Source organism: Brevibacterium picturae, assembly GCF_900105045.1.
Classification (GTDB): Bacteria; Actinomycetota; Actinomycetes; order Actinomycetales; family Brevibacteriaceae; genus Brevibacterium; species Brevibacterium picturae.
Window position 1 is genome coordinate 2,725,581 of the sequence record NZ_LT629739.1, and the last position, 16,339, is coordinate 2,741,919.

Annotated in this window: 13 protein-coding genes; 6 read left to right on the forward strand and 7 right to left on the reverse strand. The window is 65.5% G+C overall.

Going from position 1 to position 16,339, the window contains the following annotated elements; translation table 11 throughout:
* Positions 1-12: 12 nt before the first annotated feature.
* The 7 genes from pstC to BLT92_RS12570 form a co-directional block, all read right to left on the reverse strand.
* Positions 13-1,020 carry a phosphate ABC transporter permease subunit PstC gene (pstC, locus tag BLT92_RS12540; protein WP_407922859.1) on the reverse strand — a complete coding sequence of 336 codons (1,008 nt, stop codon included), beginning with the start codon at positions 1,018-1,020 and terminating at the stop codon, positions 13-15.
* A 119-nt stretch (positions 1,021-1,139) separates the two neighbouring features.
* Positions 1,140-2,243 (reverse strand): phosphate ABC transporter substrate-binding protein PstS, encoded by a 1,104-nt coding sequence (pstS, locus tag BLT92_RS12545; RefSeq protein WP_092109264.1) that lies wholly within the window; start codon positions 2,241-2,243, stop codon positions 1,140-1,142.
* Between the two features lie 221 nt (positions 2,244-2,464).
* Positions 2,465-3,439, reverse strand: coding sequence for an NUDIX hydrolase (locus BLT92_RS12550; RefSeq protein ID WP_092106019.1), 975 nt, complete (start codon positions 3,437-3,439; stop codon positions 2,465-2,467).
* A complete protein-coding gene (locus BLT92_RS12555) occupies positions 3,436-5,580 on the reverse strand; it encodes an RNA degradosome polyphosphate kinase (protein WP_092106021.1) in 2,145 nt (714 codons plus the stop codon). Before BLT92_RS12555 ends, BLT92_RS12550 begins: the two co-directional genes overlap by 4 nt.
* 4 nt (positions 5,581-5,584) lie before the next feature.
* On the reverse strand, positions 5,585-6,559 hold the full coding sequence (mshD, locus tag BLT92_RS12560; protein WP_092106023.1) for a mycothiol synthase: 975 nt from the start codon (positions 6,557-6,559) through the stop codon (positions 5,585-5,587).
* Positions 6,556-7,521 carry a winged helix-turn-helix transcriptional regulator gene (locus tag BLT92_RS12565; RefSeq protein ID WP_092109268.1) on the reverse strand — a complete coding sequence of 322 codons (966 nt, stop codon included), beginning with the start codon at positions 7,519-7,521 and terminating at the stop codon, positions 6,556-6,558. Before BLT92_RS12565 ends, mshD begins: the two co-directional genes overlap by 4 nt.
* A 91-nt stretch (positions 7,522-7,612) precedes the next feature.
* Positions 7,613-8,416, reverse strand: a complete 804-nt coding sequence (locus tag BLT92_RS12570; RefSeq protein ID WP_092106025.1) for a class I SAM-dependent methyltransferase — start codon at positions 8,414-8,416, stop codon at positions 7,613-7,615.
* A gap of 270 nt (positions 8,417-8,686) precedes the next feature.
* Here BLT92_RS12570 and BLT92_RS12575 point away from each other — a divergent pair, with 270 nt between their 5' ends.
* From BLT92_RS12575 to BLT92_RS12600, 6 genes are all read left to right on the forward strand, one after another.
* Positions 8,687-9,466 carry an ammonia permease gene (locus BLT92_RS12575; RefSeq protein ID WP_231938805.1) on the forward strand — a complete coding sequence of 260 codons (780 nt, stop codon included), beginning with the start codon at positions 8,687-8,689 and terminating at the stop codon, positions 9,464-9,466.
* Between the two features lie 191 nt (positions 9,467-9,657).
* Positions 9,658-10,257 (forward strand): heme-binding beta-barrel domain-containing protein, encoded by a 600-nt coding sequence (locus BLT92_RS12580; protein WP_092106029.1) that lies wholly within the window; start codon positions 9,658-9,660, stop codon positions 10,255-10,257.
* Position 10,258: 1 nt separating this feature from the next.
* Positions 10,259-11,503, forward strand: a complete 1,245-nt coding sequence (gene ygfZ / locus BLT92_RS12585) for a CAF17-like 4Fe-4S cluster assembly/insertion protein YgfZ (protein WP_092106031.1) — start codon at positions 10,259-10,261, stop codon at positions 11,501-11,503.
* A gap of 115 nt (positions 11,504-11,618) precedes the next feature.
* The gene (gene gabT / locus BLT92_RS12590) at positions 11,619-12,983 is read left to right on the forward strand and encodes a 4-aminobutyrate--2-oxoglutarate transaminase (protein WP_092106033.1); all 1,365 of its coding nucleotides are present in this window, start codon (positions 11,619-11,621) and stop codon (positions 12,981-12,983) included.
* Positions 12,984-13,046: 63 nt separating this feature from the next.
* The gene (locus BLT92_RS12595; protein ID WP_092106035.1) at positions 13,047-14,735 is read left to right on the forward strand and encodes a PucR family transcriptional regulator; all 1,689 of its coding nucleotides are present in this window, start codon (positions 13,047-13,049) and stop codon (positions 14,733-14,735) included.
* 110 nt (positions 14,736-14,845) lie between these two features.
* Entirely contained in the window at positions 14,846-16,285 is a 1,440-nt protein-coding gene (locus BLT92_RS12600; protein WP_092106037.1) for a type III PLP-dependent enzyme domain-containing protein, read from the forward strand.
* Positions 16,286-16,339 lie beyond the last annotated feature (54 nt).

Here is a 16,339-nt window from a genome sequence, read left to right on the forward strand (position 1 = left end):
TGGTCAACATTCTCAACTGCCCTTCACCGAGGTCTTGGCTACGATTGCACGTGCTCCCATGTTCACCAGAAGGGTGATGACGAAGAGGACGAGGCCGATCGTGATCAGCTCGGACAGCCGTAGGCCGGCGGCCTCGGGGAAGTTCTGCGCGATCTCTGAAGCGATCGTCTGGTTGCCGCTGACGACCAGGGAGGCGGTGAGCAGACCGGGGGAGAGGATCATGGCCACGGCCATGGTCTCACCGAGTGCGCGGCCGAGGCCGAGCATGGTCGCCGAGGCGATGCCGGACTTGCCGAACGGCAGCACCGACATGCGGATCATCTCCCAGCGGGTGGCACCGAGTGCCAGCGCCGCTTCCTCCTGCAGGCGGGGAGTCTGCAGGAAGATCTCCCGGGTCAGGGAGGTGATGATCGGCAGGATCATGATGGAGAGCACGAGGGAGGCGGTCAGCAGGGTGCGCCCGGTCTGCGACACCGCACCGTTCTCATCGGCTGCGAAGATCGGGATCCAGCCGAACCACTTCGACAGCCACAGGTAGAAGGCCGTGAGGTTGCCTGCCAGGGCGATTCCCCACAGTCCGTAGACCACCGACGGAATCGCTGCGAGCAGGTCGATGACGTAACCGAGGACCGGCGCCAGCTTCCGCGGAGCCATGTGCGTGGTGAACAGGGCGATGCCCAGAGCGAACGGAGTCGCCACGAGCAGAGCGATGGCGGAGGAGATCAGCGTCCCGATGATGAGCGGCCAGACGTAGGAGAAGAATCCCTTGCCACCGGTGATCGAACTCGGATCATCCATTTGGGCCTTGATGGTCTCCGTGGACTGCGCCAGAAGGAACAGTGCGACTCCTGCCAGGATGAGCAGGATCAGGATGCCGGCGATGAGCGTCGCGGCAGAGAATATGCGGTCACCGGGACGAACAACGGCTTTGGGCTTCTGACCCTTGCCGGGCTCGGGATGTGAGTCCGGTTCAGGTTCTCCGGCGGGACCGGACGCGGTGGTCTGTGTGCTGGTCGGCACAAGTGCTCCTCATGAAACTTGCGGTGGGCCCGGCGGGCGGACCCGTAGGCACCGAAGAGCGGCGCAGGGGCGCTGCGCCGCTCTTCGGCTTATCAATTCTGCAGGTCAGGGGCCAAAAATCAGCCTTCAACCTTGATCGAATCGATGACGGTTTCGATCTGCGAACGGAGGTCATCGGACAGGGGTGCCGAGCCTGCGGACTCCGCTGCGGACTTCTGTCCCTCTTCGGAGACGACGAACTTCTCCCAGGCCTTGACCATGTCCACGGTCTCCTGGTCCTTGTAGGACGAGCAGACCAGGTGGTATGACACCAGAACGATCGGGTAGGCACCGGACTCGGTGGTGTCGCGGGCCAGATCGAAGGCGAGGTCACCTTCGCCGCGGCCCTCGACCTGCTCGGAGGCGTCGACGACCTTGGAAGCGGCCTCTGGGGAGAGCTCGACGAACTCCTCGCCGACCTTCACCTTGGCCTTGCCCAGCGATCCGACTGCGGAGGCATCAGCATAGCCGATGGCGCCATCGGTGTCGGAGATGGTCTGCACGACACCATCGGTGCCCTTTGCGGCCTCGCCGCCGAACTCCTTGGGGAAGTTTCCGCTGACTTCGGCGTCCCAGTCCTTCTCGGCGGTGGCCTTGAGGTACTCGGCGAAGTTCTCCGTGGTGCCGGAGTCGTCGGAACGGTGAACGGCGGTGATCTTCGTGTCAGGGAGGTCCGCGTCCGGGTTGTCGGCCTTGATGGCCTCGTCATTCCACGTGCTGATCTCGCCCTTGAAGATCTTGGCGATGGTCGACGGGGAAAGGTTGAGCTCGTCGACGCCCTCGACGTTGAACGCCACAGCGATCGGGGAGATGTAGACCGGGTACTCGAAGGCACCTTCTGGGCCGCAGACTTCCTTGCTGGCCTCGACCTCTTCTTCGTCGAGGTGAGCGTCGGAGCCGGCGAACTGAGCGTTACCGGCGAGGAACTGCTCACGGCCCGCACCCGAACCGTCGGGAGAGTAGTTGACGGTCATGCCGGAGTTCGCCGAGGCGAAGTCGGCGGTCCAAGCGTCCATCGCCGCCTTCTGCGAGGAGGCACCGATGCCGGTGATGGTGCCCTGCAGGTCACTGTTGCCGCCCTCGGAGATTTCCTCTCCGGTGGCGGAGCCGCCGCCGCAGGCCGACAAGGTGAGTGCGCCGACTGCCAGAATCGCAGCGGATGGTGCCAGGTGCTTCAGCTTCACGAAGATGCCTTTCCAGTATGAGCGAGAATGCTGCTCGAGATTGCTCGATCTTTCGTGTTCCACGCTAAGGATCGTGTGTAAAGGCTGGGGAGTGGCAAAGTGAATGGAGGGTGAATGAATCCTGAAGGCTTCGAGTCTCCGTGAGTGCTCTATCACAGGAACAGGCGAATTCGTGAAAGGATGGTTGCCGGAACGGCCGTGCCGTGGAAATCGGCATCGGTTCACGTGTCGATCGGGCGCATCCGTTCGAAGTCGACGATGCGGGGCACAGCACCTGGACGCACATAGGCGACGATGATCTCACCGGGCTTGAGGTAGGGGTCTTCGCGCGGCAGCTTGTCCGCGATTCGCTGTGGGGCGTGCTTCGCGTAGATGCCGAGGATCAGCGGCAGCACCGGCCGGTGGGTGCAGTAGATGACGGGTTTGCCCTTCTCGAGGAGCTTCTCGATGAACCGAGCGGTCTTGTCCGGATTCGCGGAGCTCGCCTTCTCACTCAGGCACGAGGCCTTCCGGATCGGCCTGCCGGTCGCCGCAGACAGCGGAGCGAGCGTGGCCATGCACCGCTTCCAGGGGCTCGAGATCAGCCTCTTCGTCCCCCATGCCGAGAGCAGTCCGGTCAGTGCCATGGCCTGTCGGGTCCCCAGTGCCAGCAGCGGGCGCACGTGTTCCGTCTCATGCCACTTCGCCCGGGGGAATGCCTTCCCATGGCGGACGAGGATCAGTGGCCAGGCGCGCAGCGCGTCGGTGGAGTCGAACTTCTCCAGAGCATCGAGCTGGTCGCGATCAGCGTAGGAGGATAGCTTGGTCCGCGCCTCACCGAGGGGAAACCACCTCACCTCGTCGACTTCTCGCTGGTTCAGCGGCGCAAAGGTGTGATCGCCCCTGACCTGTGCTGACCAGTAGAAGACCTTCTTGAGATACTTTCCTCCGACCATGTACTCGGCCGAGGGCAGGGGGACGCCGATGGTGATATCGAGCCCGGTCTCCTCCTTGACCTCGCGAACCGCCGTCTCCGGGAGGGTCTCACCGGATTCCACCTTGCCCTTGGGCCATGACCAGTCGTTGTAGCGGGGGCGGTGGATGAGTGCGACCTCGAGGCCCTCAGCGCCGTTGCGCCAGCACAGGGCGCCGGCGGCGAGGACATCGGCGGTGACGCGCGAGGATGCCTGCGCGGTGCCGACCGCTTTCGCGCTCACGCCTCGTCCCCGATCTCCCGGCGCTTGCGATGTCGGCGGATGAGCTCCGTCTGGTAGTCGGTGAGCCGGTTGCCTGCCTCGTCATAGGTGTTGCGCGTCCACTTGCCGTCCCCGGCGAGCACGAACGCCGAGGTGGTGTCCGCGAAGGCGAGTTCGAAGAGTTCGATGACCTCCGCCTTGTGATTGGCTGCGACAAGCTCGACGAGGGTCTCGACGCGACGGTCGAGGTTGCGGTGCATCATGTCCGCCGAACCGATGTAGACGATGGGTGCACCGCCGTTGCCGAAGACGAACGCACGCGAGTGCTCGAGGAAACGGCCGAGCATGGACCGAACCGTGATGTTCTCACTCAGCCCGGGGATCCCCGGGCGCAGGGCGCAGATGCCGCGGACGAAGACTTCGACCTCGACCCCTGCCCGGGACGCCATGTAGAGGGCGTCGATGATGGCCTCGTCGACGATGGAGTTGACCTTGATCCGGATCGTGCCGGTTCCGCCCGCCTCGGCGATTGCGGTCTCCTTGTCGATGAGTTCGATCAACCCCGAACGCACCCGGGTGGGGGCGACGAGCAGGCGTGAGTACTCGGTCAGAGGCGCATACCCGGAGAGCTGGTTGAACAGCTTCGTCAGGTCATCGGCGACGTTCTTGTCCTTGGTCAGCAGTCCGAAGTCCTCGTATCCGCGCGCGGTCTTCGGATGGTAGTTGCCGGTGCCGACGTGGCAGTATCGGGTCAGGCCCTCGGCCTCCTGGCGGACGACGAGGGAGAGCTTCGAGTGGGTCTTGAGCCCGACGATTCCGTAGACGACGTGGACGCCGGCACGCTCGAGTTTGCGCGCCCAGGTGATGTTGGCCTCCTCGTCGAAGCGGGCCTTGATCTCGACGACCGCGAGGACCTGGATTCCTGCCTGCGCGGCATCGACGAGGGCGTCGATGATCGGGGAGTCGCCCGAGGTGCGGTAGAGCGTCTGCTTGATCGCGAGCACGTTCTTGTCCGCAGCCGCCTGCTCGAGGAACGCCTGCACACTCGTCGAGAACGAGTCATAGGGATGGTGGAGCAGGATGTCGCGGCTGCTCACGGCCGCGAAGACGTCGACCTGGTCGCTGGATTCGCGCAGCGACAGGTCCTTGTTCATCTGCGGGACCATCTTGCGAAAGTGCAGGTCATCGCGGGGGACGTCGGCGATGTCGGACATGCCGGAGAGATCGAGCGGGGTGGGCAGTTGGTAGATCTCGTTCTCGTCGATGCCGAGTTCGTCCTTGAGCATCTCGCGCACCCGCGGGTGGATGTTCTCCGTGATCTCCAAGCGGACGGCCGGCCCGAAGCGGCGTCGCAGCAGCTCCTTCTCCAGAGCCTTGAGGAGATTCTCCGCATCGTCCTCCTCGACCTCGAGGTCCTCATTGCGGGTGACGCGGAAGGTCGAGTGGTGGATGATCTCCATGCCCTCGAAGAGCGTGTCGAGGTGTTCGGCGATGATGTCTTCGAGCGCGACGAAGCGCGCGGGGACATCGCGACCGACGGGGCGGTCCGATTTGCCCGCGACGTTGAAGAACCGGGGCAGGCGCGGCGGCACCTTGATCCGGGCGAAGAGCTTCTTGCCGGAGTCCGGGTAGCGCAGCAGCACGCCGAGGTTGAGCGAGAGTCCCGAGATGTAGGGGAACGGGTGGGCCGGGTCCACCGCCAGAGGGGTGAGCACGGGGAAGACGTGGCCGGCGAAGAACTCGTCGACACGGGCGCGTTCGTCCGCGGTGAGCTCGTCCACCTGGACCTTCGTGATCGACTCCGCATCGAGGCGGGGGCCGATGTCGTCCTTGAGTAGGGCCGCATGCCGGGTCATGAGGTCATGGGCGCGGACCCCGATCGCGTGCATGACCTGCAGCGGCATCCGCCCGGTGACGCTGGGCACGGCCAGGCCGGTGTTGATGCGGCGTTTGAGGCCGGCGACGCGGACCATGAAGAACTCGTCGAGGTTGGTCGCGAAGATCGAGAGGAACCGGACCCTCTCCAACAGCGGCATATCAGGGTCGGAGGCGAGGTCGAGGACACGCTCGTTGAACGCCAGCCAGCTGAGTTCTCGGTCGAGGAATCGATCCTCCGGATCCGGCAGACCCAGCTCCGCTCCGACTGCACTGATGTCGTACATCGTCTTACTCCTGATTGCGTTCGGTCGGGGAAGCCGGCGCATAGGACACGTGCGCCACCGCGACATGGAAGCCCAGCCGCTCGTACAAGCCTAGCGCCGGTGCGTTGTCGGACTCGACGTAGAGTTCGATCGCCCTCGCCCCGGCAGCGACCATCCGGCGCATGCCCTCGATCGTCAGCGCCTTGCCCACGCCCTTGGCATGGACGCTCGGGTCGACCCCGACGACATAGACCTCGCCGAGGCGACCCTCCTCATCCGTGTCCGTGAGCTTGGTCTGATGGAATCCGATGACCTGCCCGTCCCGGAGGGCGAGGATGACCGAATCCGGATCGAAATCGTCGGCTCCGGTGACCTCGGCGAAGTCCTCCGGCGTCTGGGATCCCTGCTCCGGGTGCCAGTCGAAGGCCGCGTTGTTGACGCGCAGCCATCCGGCTTCATCACCGGAGGTGAAGGAGCGGATCGTGACGTCCTCGGGACCCGCAGTCTGCGGCAGGTCGTCGAGGCCGAGGCCGGTGTCGGTGCGCATCTGAAAGAGCACCCGGTCGCGTCCGAGTCCGTGTTTGTCCGCGAGTCTCTGTGCCGCCGGGTGATCGCCGTGTGACCAGCACCAGGACGAGGGCTCTTCGTTAAGGATCGTCGACAGCAGAGCCTGTCCGTGGCCGCGTCCGCGGTGGTCGGGGTCGATGAGGAACTCGGCCGCATGCCGGTCGCCCTGCAGGGCGCGAATTCCGAACCCGATGAGAGCTGCCTCGTCCGGTCCGGTGGTCCCGTCGGTGCTGTCGCCGGCATAGACCCGCCACACGCTCGAAGCGACCTGCGCGGAATGGGCAGTGTCGTCACCGGTGGCGATGGCCAGGAGTCCGCCGGAGATCTCGGGGGACCCATCGGCTGCTGCCACGCGGTTGAGGAAGGTCAGCTCCTCCTCCGCGAGGGTGGTGATCGGTGAATTGGTCACGGCTCCGCTGGCTTCGATTCTCATACCTTCACGTCCTCCTCGTTCGGCTCTGCTGCTGTCTGCCCGTGTTCTGGTCGCTCATTCGCCTCTGGTCGGCCTCGCGCGTCGGGCTGTGTCTCGGGTTCCGACTCGTCGGCGCTGTCCGTCTCGGGTCCGTCGCCGTCGACGGCTGCGGACTCGGGGCTGAAGCGGTAGCCGACGTTGCGGACGGTGTGGATGGCATTTTCCAGGTCTTTGCCGAGTTTCGCACGCACGCGGCGGACATGCACATCGACGGTGCGGGTCCCGCCGTAGTAGTCATCACCCCACACGGCGAGCAGGATCTCGTCGCGGGTGAACACGCGTTCGGGATGCATCGCGAAGAACTTCAGCAGGGCGAATTCGCGGTAGGTCAGGTCGAGGCTGCGCTCGCCGAGGTGGGCGGTGAATGCGGTTTCGTCGATGCGCAGAGCTCCGCTGACGACGATCATGGGCTCGCCCTCGCTCGTCCACGGACCGCTGCTGCTCCAGGAGGCTCCGTCTCTCACGGGACGGGTGCCGTGGGCAGCCGGCCCGGCCTCGTGTGAGGCATTCCTGCGGTGGTGATCACGTGCCAGACGAAGGCGAGCTTCCACCTCGGCGGGACCAGCGGTCGTGAGGACGATGTCGGAGACATCCCACTTCGCGGAGGCGGTGGCCAGCCCGCCCTCGCTGAGCACGACGATGATCGGCGCGGTGATGCCCGCCCGCACCACCACCTCGGCGATGGCAGGCGCCAGAGACAGGTCGAGGCAGGCATCGGCGACGACGACATCTGCGGTGATCGAGTCAGCGATCGAGTCGGCGGTGGACGAGTCGGGGGCCGAGTCCGCGGGAACGGGGGACGCAGCGGCCGGGCGCAGCTGATCGAGGCTGAGGCGTTCGACCTGGTGGCCCAGGTACTGCAGGGATTCCGGGGCCAGAGGGGAGTCGATCCGAGGTGCGGGGCAGATGTGCAGGATTCGCATGGGCTCCATCCACCTCCTCGGACTCGGCGCGGCCGATCATGTGCGGCCTGGGGGAAAGTATACCGAGAGCGCCGGTGGGAGGAGCCGGCGGTTATGCGGTCGGCTTTCGTCCTATTGTGTAGGTCAGCGAGAAGAACCGGGCACGGAACTCGGGGTCTGCGAGCATGGTGCGGTAGCGTTCCATGTCCTCCATGCTCAATCCGGTGGACAGGAGGGGCGCCTCTGCCTGCCTGCTGAGGTTGGAATGGTACATCGCCCAGGGGCCGCCGCCGCGGCCGAGGGGAACGACGTGCTCCGCGGCGACATCGGTCAGCCCTGCATCGAGCATGGCTGCTTCGATCTGGTCCGCCCACGAGTAGTCGTGCCCGGCTGCCGGACCGATCTGCCGATATGCTGCGTCGTTGTACTTGGCCCAGACATCATGATCGGATTCCTGGGGTGCCACCAGGAGCTCCTCGGCCAGGCCCACATCTGCAAGGACGAGCCAGCCTCCGGGTGCCAGCTCGTCGACGAGCTGCGCGAATATCTCTCGTCGCGCACTCAAGTGGGTCAGGACGAGTCGTGCGTGGATGAGGTCGAAGGGGCCGACGGGGACTCCTTCGCGGATGTCGTGACGCCGTGGCTCGACCCCGAGCGACTTCGGCAGGTGTGTCGTATCGAGATCGATCGCGACCACCTGTCCACCGGTCTGTTCGGCGATCATCCTGGCCACCGAACCGTTTCCGGCTCCGATCTCCAGGCAGTGCGGTGAATCGGGCAGGAGCAGAGGACTCAGTATCGAGCGGGTGTTTCCGTCGAAGAGCGCGGACAGTGAGTTGAGCTGCTGTGCTCCGAGATCCGATCCGCTGTCGAAGAGATAGTGGTCGTCGGGTGAAGTCGTCTTCATCGTCGTCATGGTGTCCTCCGTCGGACTCAGGGAGTCAATGGTTCTGGTGGTGGGGTTCGGTCAGCGTAGGTCGGTGAGAAGAACGTGACCAGGTTCGGCTGTGACTCAGGCCGATGCCCGCGAACGGAGGTCGACGCCCGCGAAGCGAGGCCGATGCCTGCGAATACGGGGATTCGCCCGCCCTCGGTGCCGGGCCGGGATCGCCGAGCCTGACCCAAATCGCGTCGCCGCGGCGAAATGAGGCACGATAGTGCTGTGATCAGATGGATTCGAGTAGCTGTGGCCCTGGTATTGGCACTGGCCCTCAGCGCCTCCGTGTACTGGGGCTACACCTTGTTCCTGCTGGCGACGGGACTCATCGTCTTCGGCGTGGCCTACGGGTGGCCCAGGCTGACCGACTCTCCGCAGCCCCGCGCGACCTCGATCATGCTCTTCATCTTCGGCGTGGCCGGTCTGATCGCGGCGTTCCGGGACAGCACGGCTCCCTATCTTGACTGGCTTCCGGTCCTGGCGGGTCTCGGTCTGCTGTGGACCTTCGTGCAGAACCTCACCCGAGGAATGGGCGCATCCGACGCCGTGGCCAACGTCTCAGCGCAGGTCGCGGGCGTGGTCATCGCCTTGTCAGCGAGCACCTGGGTCGCGGCGATCACCATGCCCGGAGATAAGGAAGCCATCGTCGTGGGACTCGTCTCACTCATCGTCGCCGGCTGCATGACGGCTCTGCCCTGGCCCGCGATCTACACCTCCCCACTGGCAGTGGCGATGCCGACCGCGGTCGCCGGAATCCTCTCGGTCCTCATCTTCCGGGATGCGATCAGCTGGCCGGTGGCGCTGATCCTCGGCGCCGTCATGGGGCTTCTGGTCGCTGGAGTCGACCGCATGCTCGGTCTCATCGCCCACAGCAAGTACCAGGCCGTGAGCCTTGAGATCTCACAGAACATCGAGCTGAAGAAGAATGTGGAGAAGGCCCGCAGCTTCGCCGTCCAGCTCGCACTCGGCGCCGCCCCCATCGCCCTCGGCGGCGTCATCGTCTACGCTCTCGAACGCGTCACCCTCTGAGGTGAGCGCATCGCTCTCAGTGGCCGGACTGGGTGCACGCACCGCAGTTGGGAAATGTAGACTGGGAGCATGGAAAACCTTGTCGCTCTCGAAATCGTCTTCTCCAGTCTCGTCGGCATTGCCGCACTCGGCGCCCTGGGCGTCGGAGTCAAGGTCGTCACGGCGCTGTTCAAAGACAATCGCTGAACTCAATGATCGAACTTGATTCCTCGGTTCATCCCGAGCTCGTTCCCCTGTCCTGGCTGATCGGTTCGTGGGAAGGCGTCGGGGTCGTCGGCTATGCGGACACCCCGGAGAAACAGTTCGGCCAGCGCGTCGACTTCGTCGCCCATCCCGGAACTCCGTTCCTGCAGTACGCCGCGCATGCATGGCTGCTGAGCGAGGACGGTGAACTGGAATCGACGCTGACCCTGGAGACAGGGATCTGGCAGCTGGTCCGCCCCCGCGATGCCGGAGACGTGGGCCCGGGAATGCTCGTGCCGACCGAAGAGCCCAGCTTCACCTCGGCGGCGGCCGTCGAAACCCTGCGCACGAACGATGAAGGATTCGAGATCGAGGCCGAGATCGTCCACCCCCACGGTGTGATGGAGCTCTACGCCGGTCACGTCAAGGGACCGCGCATCGACCTCTCGACCGACGTCGTCGCCCGGACCAAGACCGCGAAGGAGTACACCGCCTCGACCCGCATGTACGGACTCGTCGGCGGAGAGCTCATGTGGGCCTGGGACATGGCCGCGCTGGGCCACGAGCTCGCCACGCATTCCTCGGCCCGCCTGAAGAAGCTGGCCTGAGATGACCGAGCCCGAGTCGAACGAGCCCGTGTCGAACGCGCCTGAGTCTCACGCGCTCGGTCAGGGAGAGAACGTACCTGAGGAGGAATCCTTGCAGTCGAATGTGTCCTCACGTCCCTCATCATTGAGTCGCCCGCTGAGTTCCACTGCGGTCTTCGGTGAAGGCGAGCTGCAGCACACCCCTGTCCACTACGGGTCACCGCTGCGCGAGCAGCGGGCGCTGCTCGAGAAGGGCGCGATCGTCGATCTGCCTCATCTGCGGGTCCTGCGCCTGAGCGGAGCCGACCGTCTCTCCTGGCTGAACTCCATCACCACTCAGAAGCTGGACTCCCTGGCGCCGGGCGTGGCCACAGAGACCCTCGTCCTCGACCCGAACGGTCGCATCGAGGGCTGGCTGAAGCTCGTCGACGACGGTGAGTCGCTCTGGGCGATCAGCGAACTGCACACGGACGCCACCCTCGAGTTCCTCCGCAAGATGGTCTTCATGATGCGAGTGGAGATTGAGGACGTCAGCGACGAATTCCAATGCCTCGGAGCCGTCCTGAAGTTTCCGGACGTCTTGCCCACGGCACAGCTGTGGAACGACCCCTGGCCGCATATCGGGAGCGGTTCGGCCTCGTATGCGCAGGTCGATCTCGGACTCGAGGTGGCAGGGGAGGACCACCCCGGGCTCGAGACTCAGTTTGTCATCGGCATCGTCGCCCGCACGGACCTGCAGGCCACCTCGGCGAGCGAATTCACGATGGCCGGGTACGACGCCTGGGAGGCCCTGCGGATCGCCGCCTGGCGGCCCGGCGTGAACGACATCGATCACAAGTCGCTCGTCGGAGAACTCGACATGCTGCGCACCTCGGTGCACCTGGCCAAGGGCTGCTACCGCGGTCAGGAGGCCGTGGCACGCGTGCACAACCTGGGCCAGCCGCCCCGCCGCCTCGTATTCGTCCACCTCGACGGATCCGGGCACATCCAGCCCGAAACCGGCGCCGAGGTGCTCGCTGAGGTCCGCGGTTCCCAACGGCCCGTGGGTCAGCTGACCTCGGTCGCCCTGCACTGGGAGCTCGGGCCTATCGGCCTGGCAGTGGTCAAACGCAACCTCGCCGCGGATGCTCCGCTGAGCTTCGACCTCGGCGACGACGCGGCACCGGTGGCAGGGGCTCAGGAGACGATCGTTGCGCCCGTGCGCGAGCACGAGATCGACCTGCCGGCGCGCAACAGGGACGTCGACATGCGCAATCAGCGGCGCTGAGTTCACCCCCTCAGCGGCAACGAATTTCGCATCTGGGTGTTCCGTGATGGGGCGATCTGCTCAGCCTGCGGACGGTAAGTGACAAGAACCGTCATGAGGCTCTACTCTTCTCGTTATGACAGCTTTGGAAATTGGCGGCGAAGCGCTGCCGCAGGAACGTAAACTCGTCACCGAGATCCCCGGACCGAAGTCCCGTGAGATCGAGGCGCGTCGCCAGTCGGCAGTGGCTCCCGGAGTCGGTTCCAGTCTGCCCGCCTATGTGGTCGCAGCCGGCGGTGGAATCGTCAAGGACGTCGACGGCAACCAGATCATCGACCTGGGAGCGGGCATCGCCGTGACGACCGCCGGAAACTCGAACCCGCGGGTCGTCAAGGGCGCCACCGAGCAGCTCGAGTCCTTCACCCACACCTGCTTCATGGTCAACCCCTATGAGGGCTACGTCGAGGTCGCCGAGGCGCTCAACCGGCTGACTCCCGGCGATCACGAGAAGCGGTCCCTCCTGCTCAACTCCGGCGCCGAAGCTGTCGAGAACGCCGTCAAGATCGCTCGCGCCCACACCGGTCGCGACGCCGTCGTCGTCTTCGACCACGCCTACCACGGCCGCACCAACCTGACCATGTCGATGACGTCGAAGGCCGCGCCCTACAAGGCAGGATTCGGCCCGTTCGCCGGCGAGGTCTACCGTGCACCGATGTCCTACCCGTACCGCGACAACGATGCGGCCGGCACGAAGGTCAGCGGCGAGGACGCTGCCAAGCGCGTCATCACCATGATCGAAAAGCAGATCGGCGCCGAACACGTCGCCGCGATCGTCATCGAGCCCATCCAGGGTGAGGGCGGCTTCATCGTTCCCGCCGAGGGCTTCCTGCCCGCCCTGACCGAGTTCGCGCGTGACAAGGGCATCGTCTTCGTCGCCGACGAGGTCCAGGCCGGCTTCGCCCGCACCGGCAAGATGTTCGCCTCCGAATGGGAAGGCATCGTGCCCGACCTCATCGCCACGGCCAAGGGCATCGCCGGCGGTCTGCCGCTGTCGGCCGTGACCGGTCGCGCGGAGATCATGGACTCGGTCGGACCGGGACGTCTCGGCGGAACCTACGGCGGCAACCCGGTCGCCTGCGCCGCCGCACTCGGCGCCATCGCCTCCTATGAGGAAGACGGACTCGTCGACAACGCCGTTCACATCGGCGAGATCGTCACCGACCGTCTCACCAAGCTGCAGGGCAAGTACCCGGAGGTCGGCGATGTTCGCGGCCGTGGCGCCATGATCGCCGCCGAGTTCGTCCAGCGCGACTCGATCGACCCGAACCCCGAACTGGTCAAGAAGATCGCCGACCACTGCGCGAAGAACGGCGTCCTCGTGCTCACCACGGGAACCTTCGGCAACATACTGCGCTTCCTGCCGCCGCTGACGATCTCCGACGCGCTGCTGAACGAAGCTTTCGACGTCATCGAAGAGGCCATCGCCGCTTCGCTGGCCTGACTGGATCCGGTCGCTCCTGCCAGCGTCCTCGGAACCACCGCCCACGTTGACTACAGTGGGCATATGAGCGAAACGAATGCCCTGCGCGTCTCCCGCCTGCTGCGGGAGACCGCAGGGTTTCTGCTTCCCCTGAATCAGGTCGAAGCCGACGTCGAGGTCACTCGCATCGAGTTCGACGTCGACCTCAGAGGTTCAGCTGCCGAGTTCCAGTCGCCTGCTGATCGTCGGTCGTCCGCTGATCTCGCGGGGGCGGTCGTCCTCGTCACCGAACCCGTGGACGGTGCAGTCGGACTCAACGCGAGCGGACTCCGTGCCGACGGGCTCGATGCGATCCGGGCGCGGTACTCCGGCGCCGCGGCACTCATCGTGCCGCCGGGAACGCACACTCACCTCGGCGAGGGGGCCGATGATGTATCTGCCGGGTCGGCTGCGCCCATTCTGCTCGAACGATCCACGGGCGTGACCTGGTCCGAGGTCCTCGTCCATCTGCGTCAGCTCAACGAGGGCGCCTCGAGCGCTCTGGCCTGGCCCGACGTCGATGACCTCAGCGCGCTGGCAGCGGTCATCGCGAAGATGACGGGGGCATCGATCACGATCGAGGACCCGGCCTCACGCGTGCTCGCCCACTCCAACCTCGGCGATGAGATCGACGATATTCGACGGGAGACGATCCTCTCCGGTGCGATTCCCGACTGGCGCATCGCCGAGCTGGAGGAGTCCGGGTTCCTTGACGTGGTGCGCCGATCGACTGATGTCGTCGAGCGGCCCGCCGCAGGAGCCACGCCCGCCCGTTCCGTCATCGCGCTGCGCAGCGAGGGCGAGCTGCTCGGCACGATCTGGGCCGCCTACCCGGACACGGTGGATCCGGCGTCGCTGCGCGAAGTCCTCCGCGATGCCGCCCGCGCGGCCATCCCGGTGATGCTGCGGACCCTGCGACGCTCCCCGTTCGAAAAGCGCATCCGGCGCGAGGCCCTCGGATCGATCCTCGGAGGTTCCCCGGATCTGGGGCCGGCCGCGACCCTGCTCGCGCTTCCCTTCTCCGGGCACTATGCAACCCTGGCCTTCGCCGAGGTGGCCCCCGACCGAGAGCCCGTGCTGAGGTTCCATCTGCGGGCCGCCTTCGCCGATGCCGTGCTCGCCCACGTCGGAGTTCATGGCCACCTGGCGGTGCTCGTGCATATGAGCGAAGGCATGTCGGCGATTGAGATCAAGTCTCACGTCGCCTCGACGCTGCAGCGGTCCCTGCCTCCGAGCGAGCCGCTTCACTTCGGAGTGGGCGCCGCCGTCGAACGCCTCGACCATGTGCAGCGATCATGGACCGAAGCCGTGTACGTCGTCGACGCACTGCTGGCCAAGGGGCCGCAGACTGGGACGTCCGCGCCTGCGGGCAGCGAATCTGCCGACGATCAGGACGTGGTCCGCGGGGCGACGGCCGAGGACGTCGCGGCCGAACTCGTCGGCCTCGAAGCCGCCGATGCCCTGCGCTCAGTGGGTCCTCGCATCACGGAGCCTGCCCGATTGCTCGCAGCTCACGACGCGAAGCTGCAGGGGCAGCTGCTCGAGACCCTGCGGGTGTACTTCGCAACAGTTGGAAACTCCGCCGAAGCGTCGCGCCGTCTGCACGTCCACACGAATTCTCTGCGGCATCGTCTCACCCGGATCGAGGAGATCACAGGCCTGTCGACGGCGGATCGTGCGGGCAGGCTGTGGCTGGAGTTCGCTGTGCTCGTCTTCGACAGGGAAAGCCACTGACTCGGCTGTGCGGTTCTTACAAGACAGTGCGGAAAAGTTTGGCAGATTATTGTTCGTTCGTCCTGGTCGCGGCGTTCTAAGGTAACAGCACACCACGAACGAAGGACACTATGCACAGCAACCAGTCGGGACCGCCGGTCCAGGCCAGCCGAGAACGAGTGATCAAGGCCGTGGCGAAGAGCTCGACCCGTGAAAGCAGTGCCGTAGGAACCGGTGCCGACGCGACTGTCACCGCGGTGAACGGTGTCGACGCACAGTCACCGCAACTCGACGACACGACTCCGGTGATCGGACTCATCGACCTCGACCAGGTCTCTGACGCGTACGAGCGGCTGAGGACGGCATTCTCCGGGGGCACCGACGTCCTTCACGCCGTCGCCTGCAAGGCCGTACCGCTGCTGCCCCTGCTGCGCTATTATGCCGAGGCCGGTGCCGGTTGTGAGGTCGCCAGTCCCGGCGAGCTCGACCTCGCCCTGACAGCAGGCTTCGCTCCTGAGCGCATCGTCTTCGACTCTCCGGCGAAGACCCTGTCCGAGCTCAAGCGTGCCGTGACGCTGGGGGTGTCGATGAACATCGACAACTATGAGGAACTCGATCGACTCGATGCGATCCTCGACGGCAGAACCACCTCGGCGAGGGTGGGGATCCGGATCAATCCGCAGTCGGGCACGGGCACGATCGGTGCCCTGTCCACCGCCACACAGACCTCGAAATTCGGCATCGGCCTGGCCGACGCGGGCGCTCGCGAAGCACTCATCGACGCCTACCTCGCCCGTCCCTGGCTCAACCAGATCCATGTGCACTCCGGGTCCCAGGGGATCAGCCTCGACCAGGCCGCGGCGGGCATTGAAATCGTCGTCGAGCTCGCGCAGGAGATCAACCGGCGCGCCGCGCAGACCCACGGACGCGACCGGCAGGTCACCCGCATCGACATCGGAGGGGGACTGCCCGTGAACTTCGCCGGCGAAGAGATCACCCCGACATTCGCCGACTACCGCGCTGTGCTCGCCGCCCAGGTCCCCGGCCTGTTCGACTTCGACATCATCACCGAATTCGGGCGCGCACTGCTGGCCAAGGCCGGCACCATCCTCACCCACGTCGAATACGCCAAGACCACCGGCGGCCGGCGCATCGCCATGACTCACGCCGGCGTCCAGGTCGCCACCCGCACGGCCTATGCCCCCGCCGACTGGCCCCTGCGCATCCTCCCCTTCGACCCGGACGGCAATCCCAAATCCGCCGAGGAGGTCCCCACCGATGTCGCAGGCCCGGCCTGCTTCGCCGGTGACCTCCTGGCCCGCGATCGTGTGCTGCCGCGACTGGATGCCGGCGACATCGTGGCCGTGCCCGACACCGGCGCCTACTACTTCTCCAACCCGTTCTCCTACAACCTGCTCCCGCGAGTGCCCGTCTACGGGTACCGGGCCAACCAGGGAGCAGTCGAGTACGCGCTGATCCGGCGTGGTCAGAGCCGCGAAGAGATTCTCGCCGAGGCGGGCGAACCCGAGATCGCACCGTATCGTCTGGTGCAGAACGAAGGAGACAGTTAACGATTCAGCAAACATTCAGTTTGAGTGCATGAATGATGGCAACCTCCGCATACC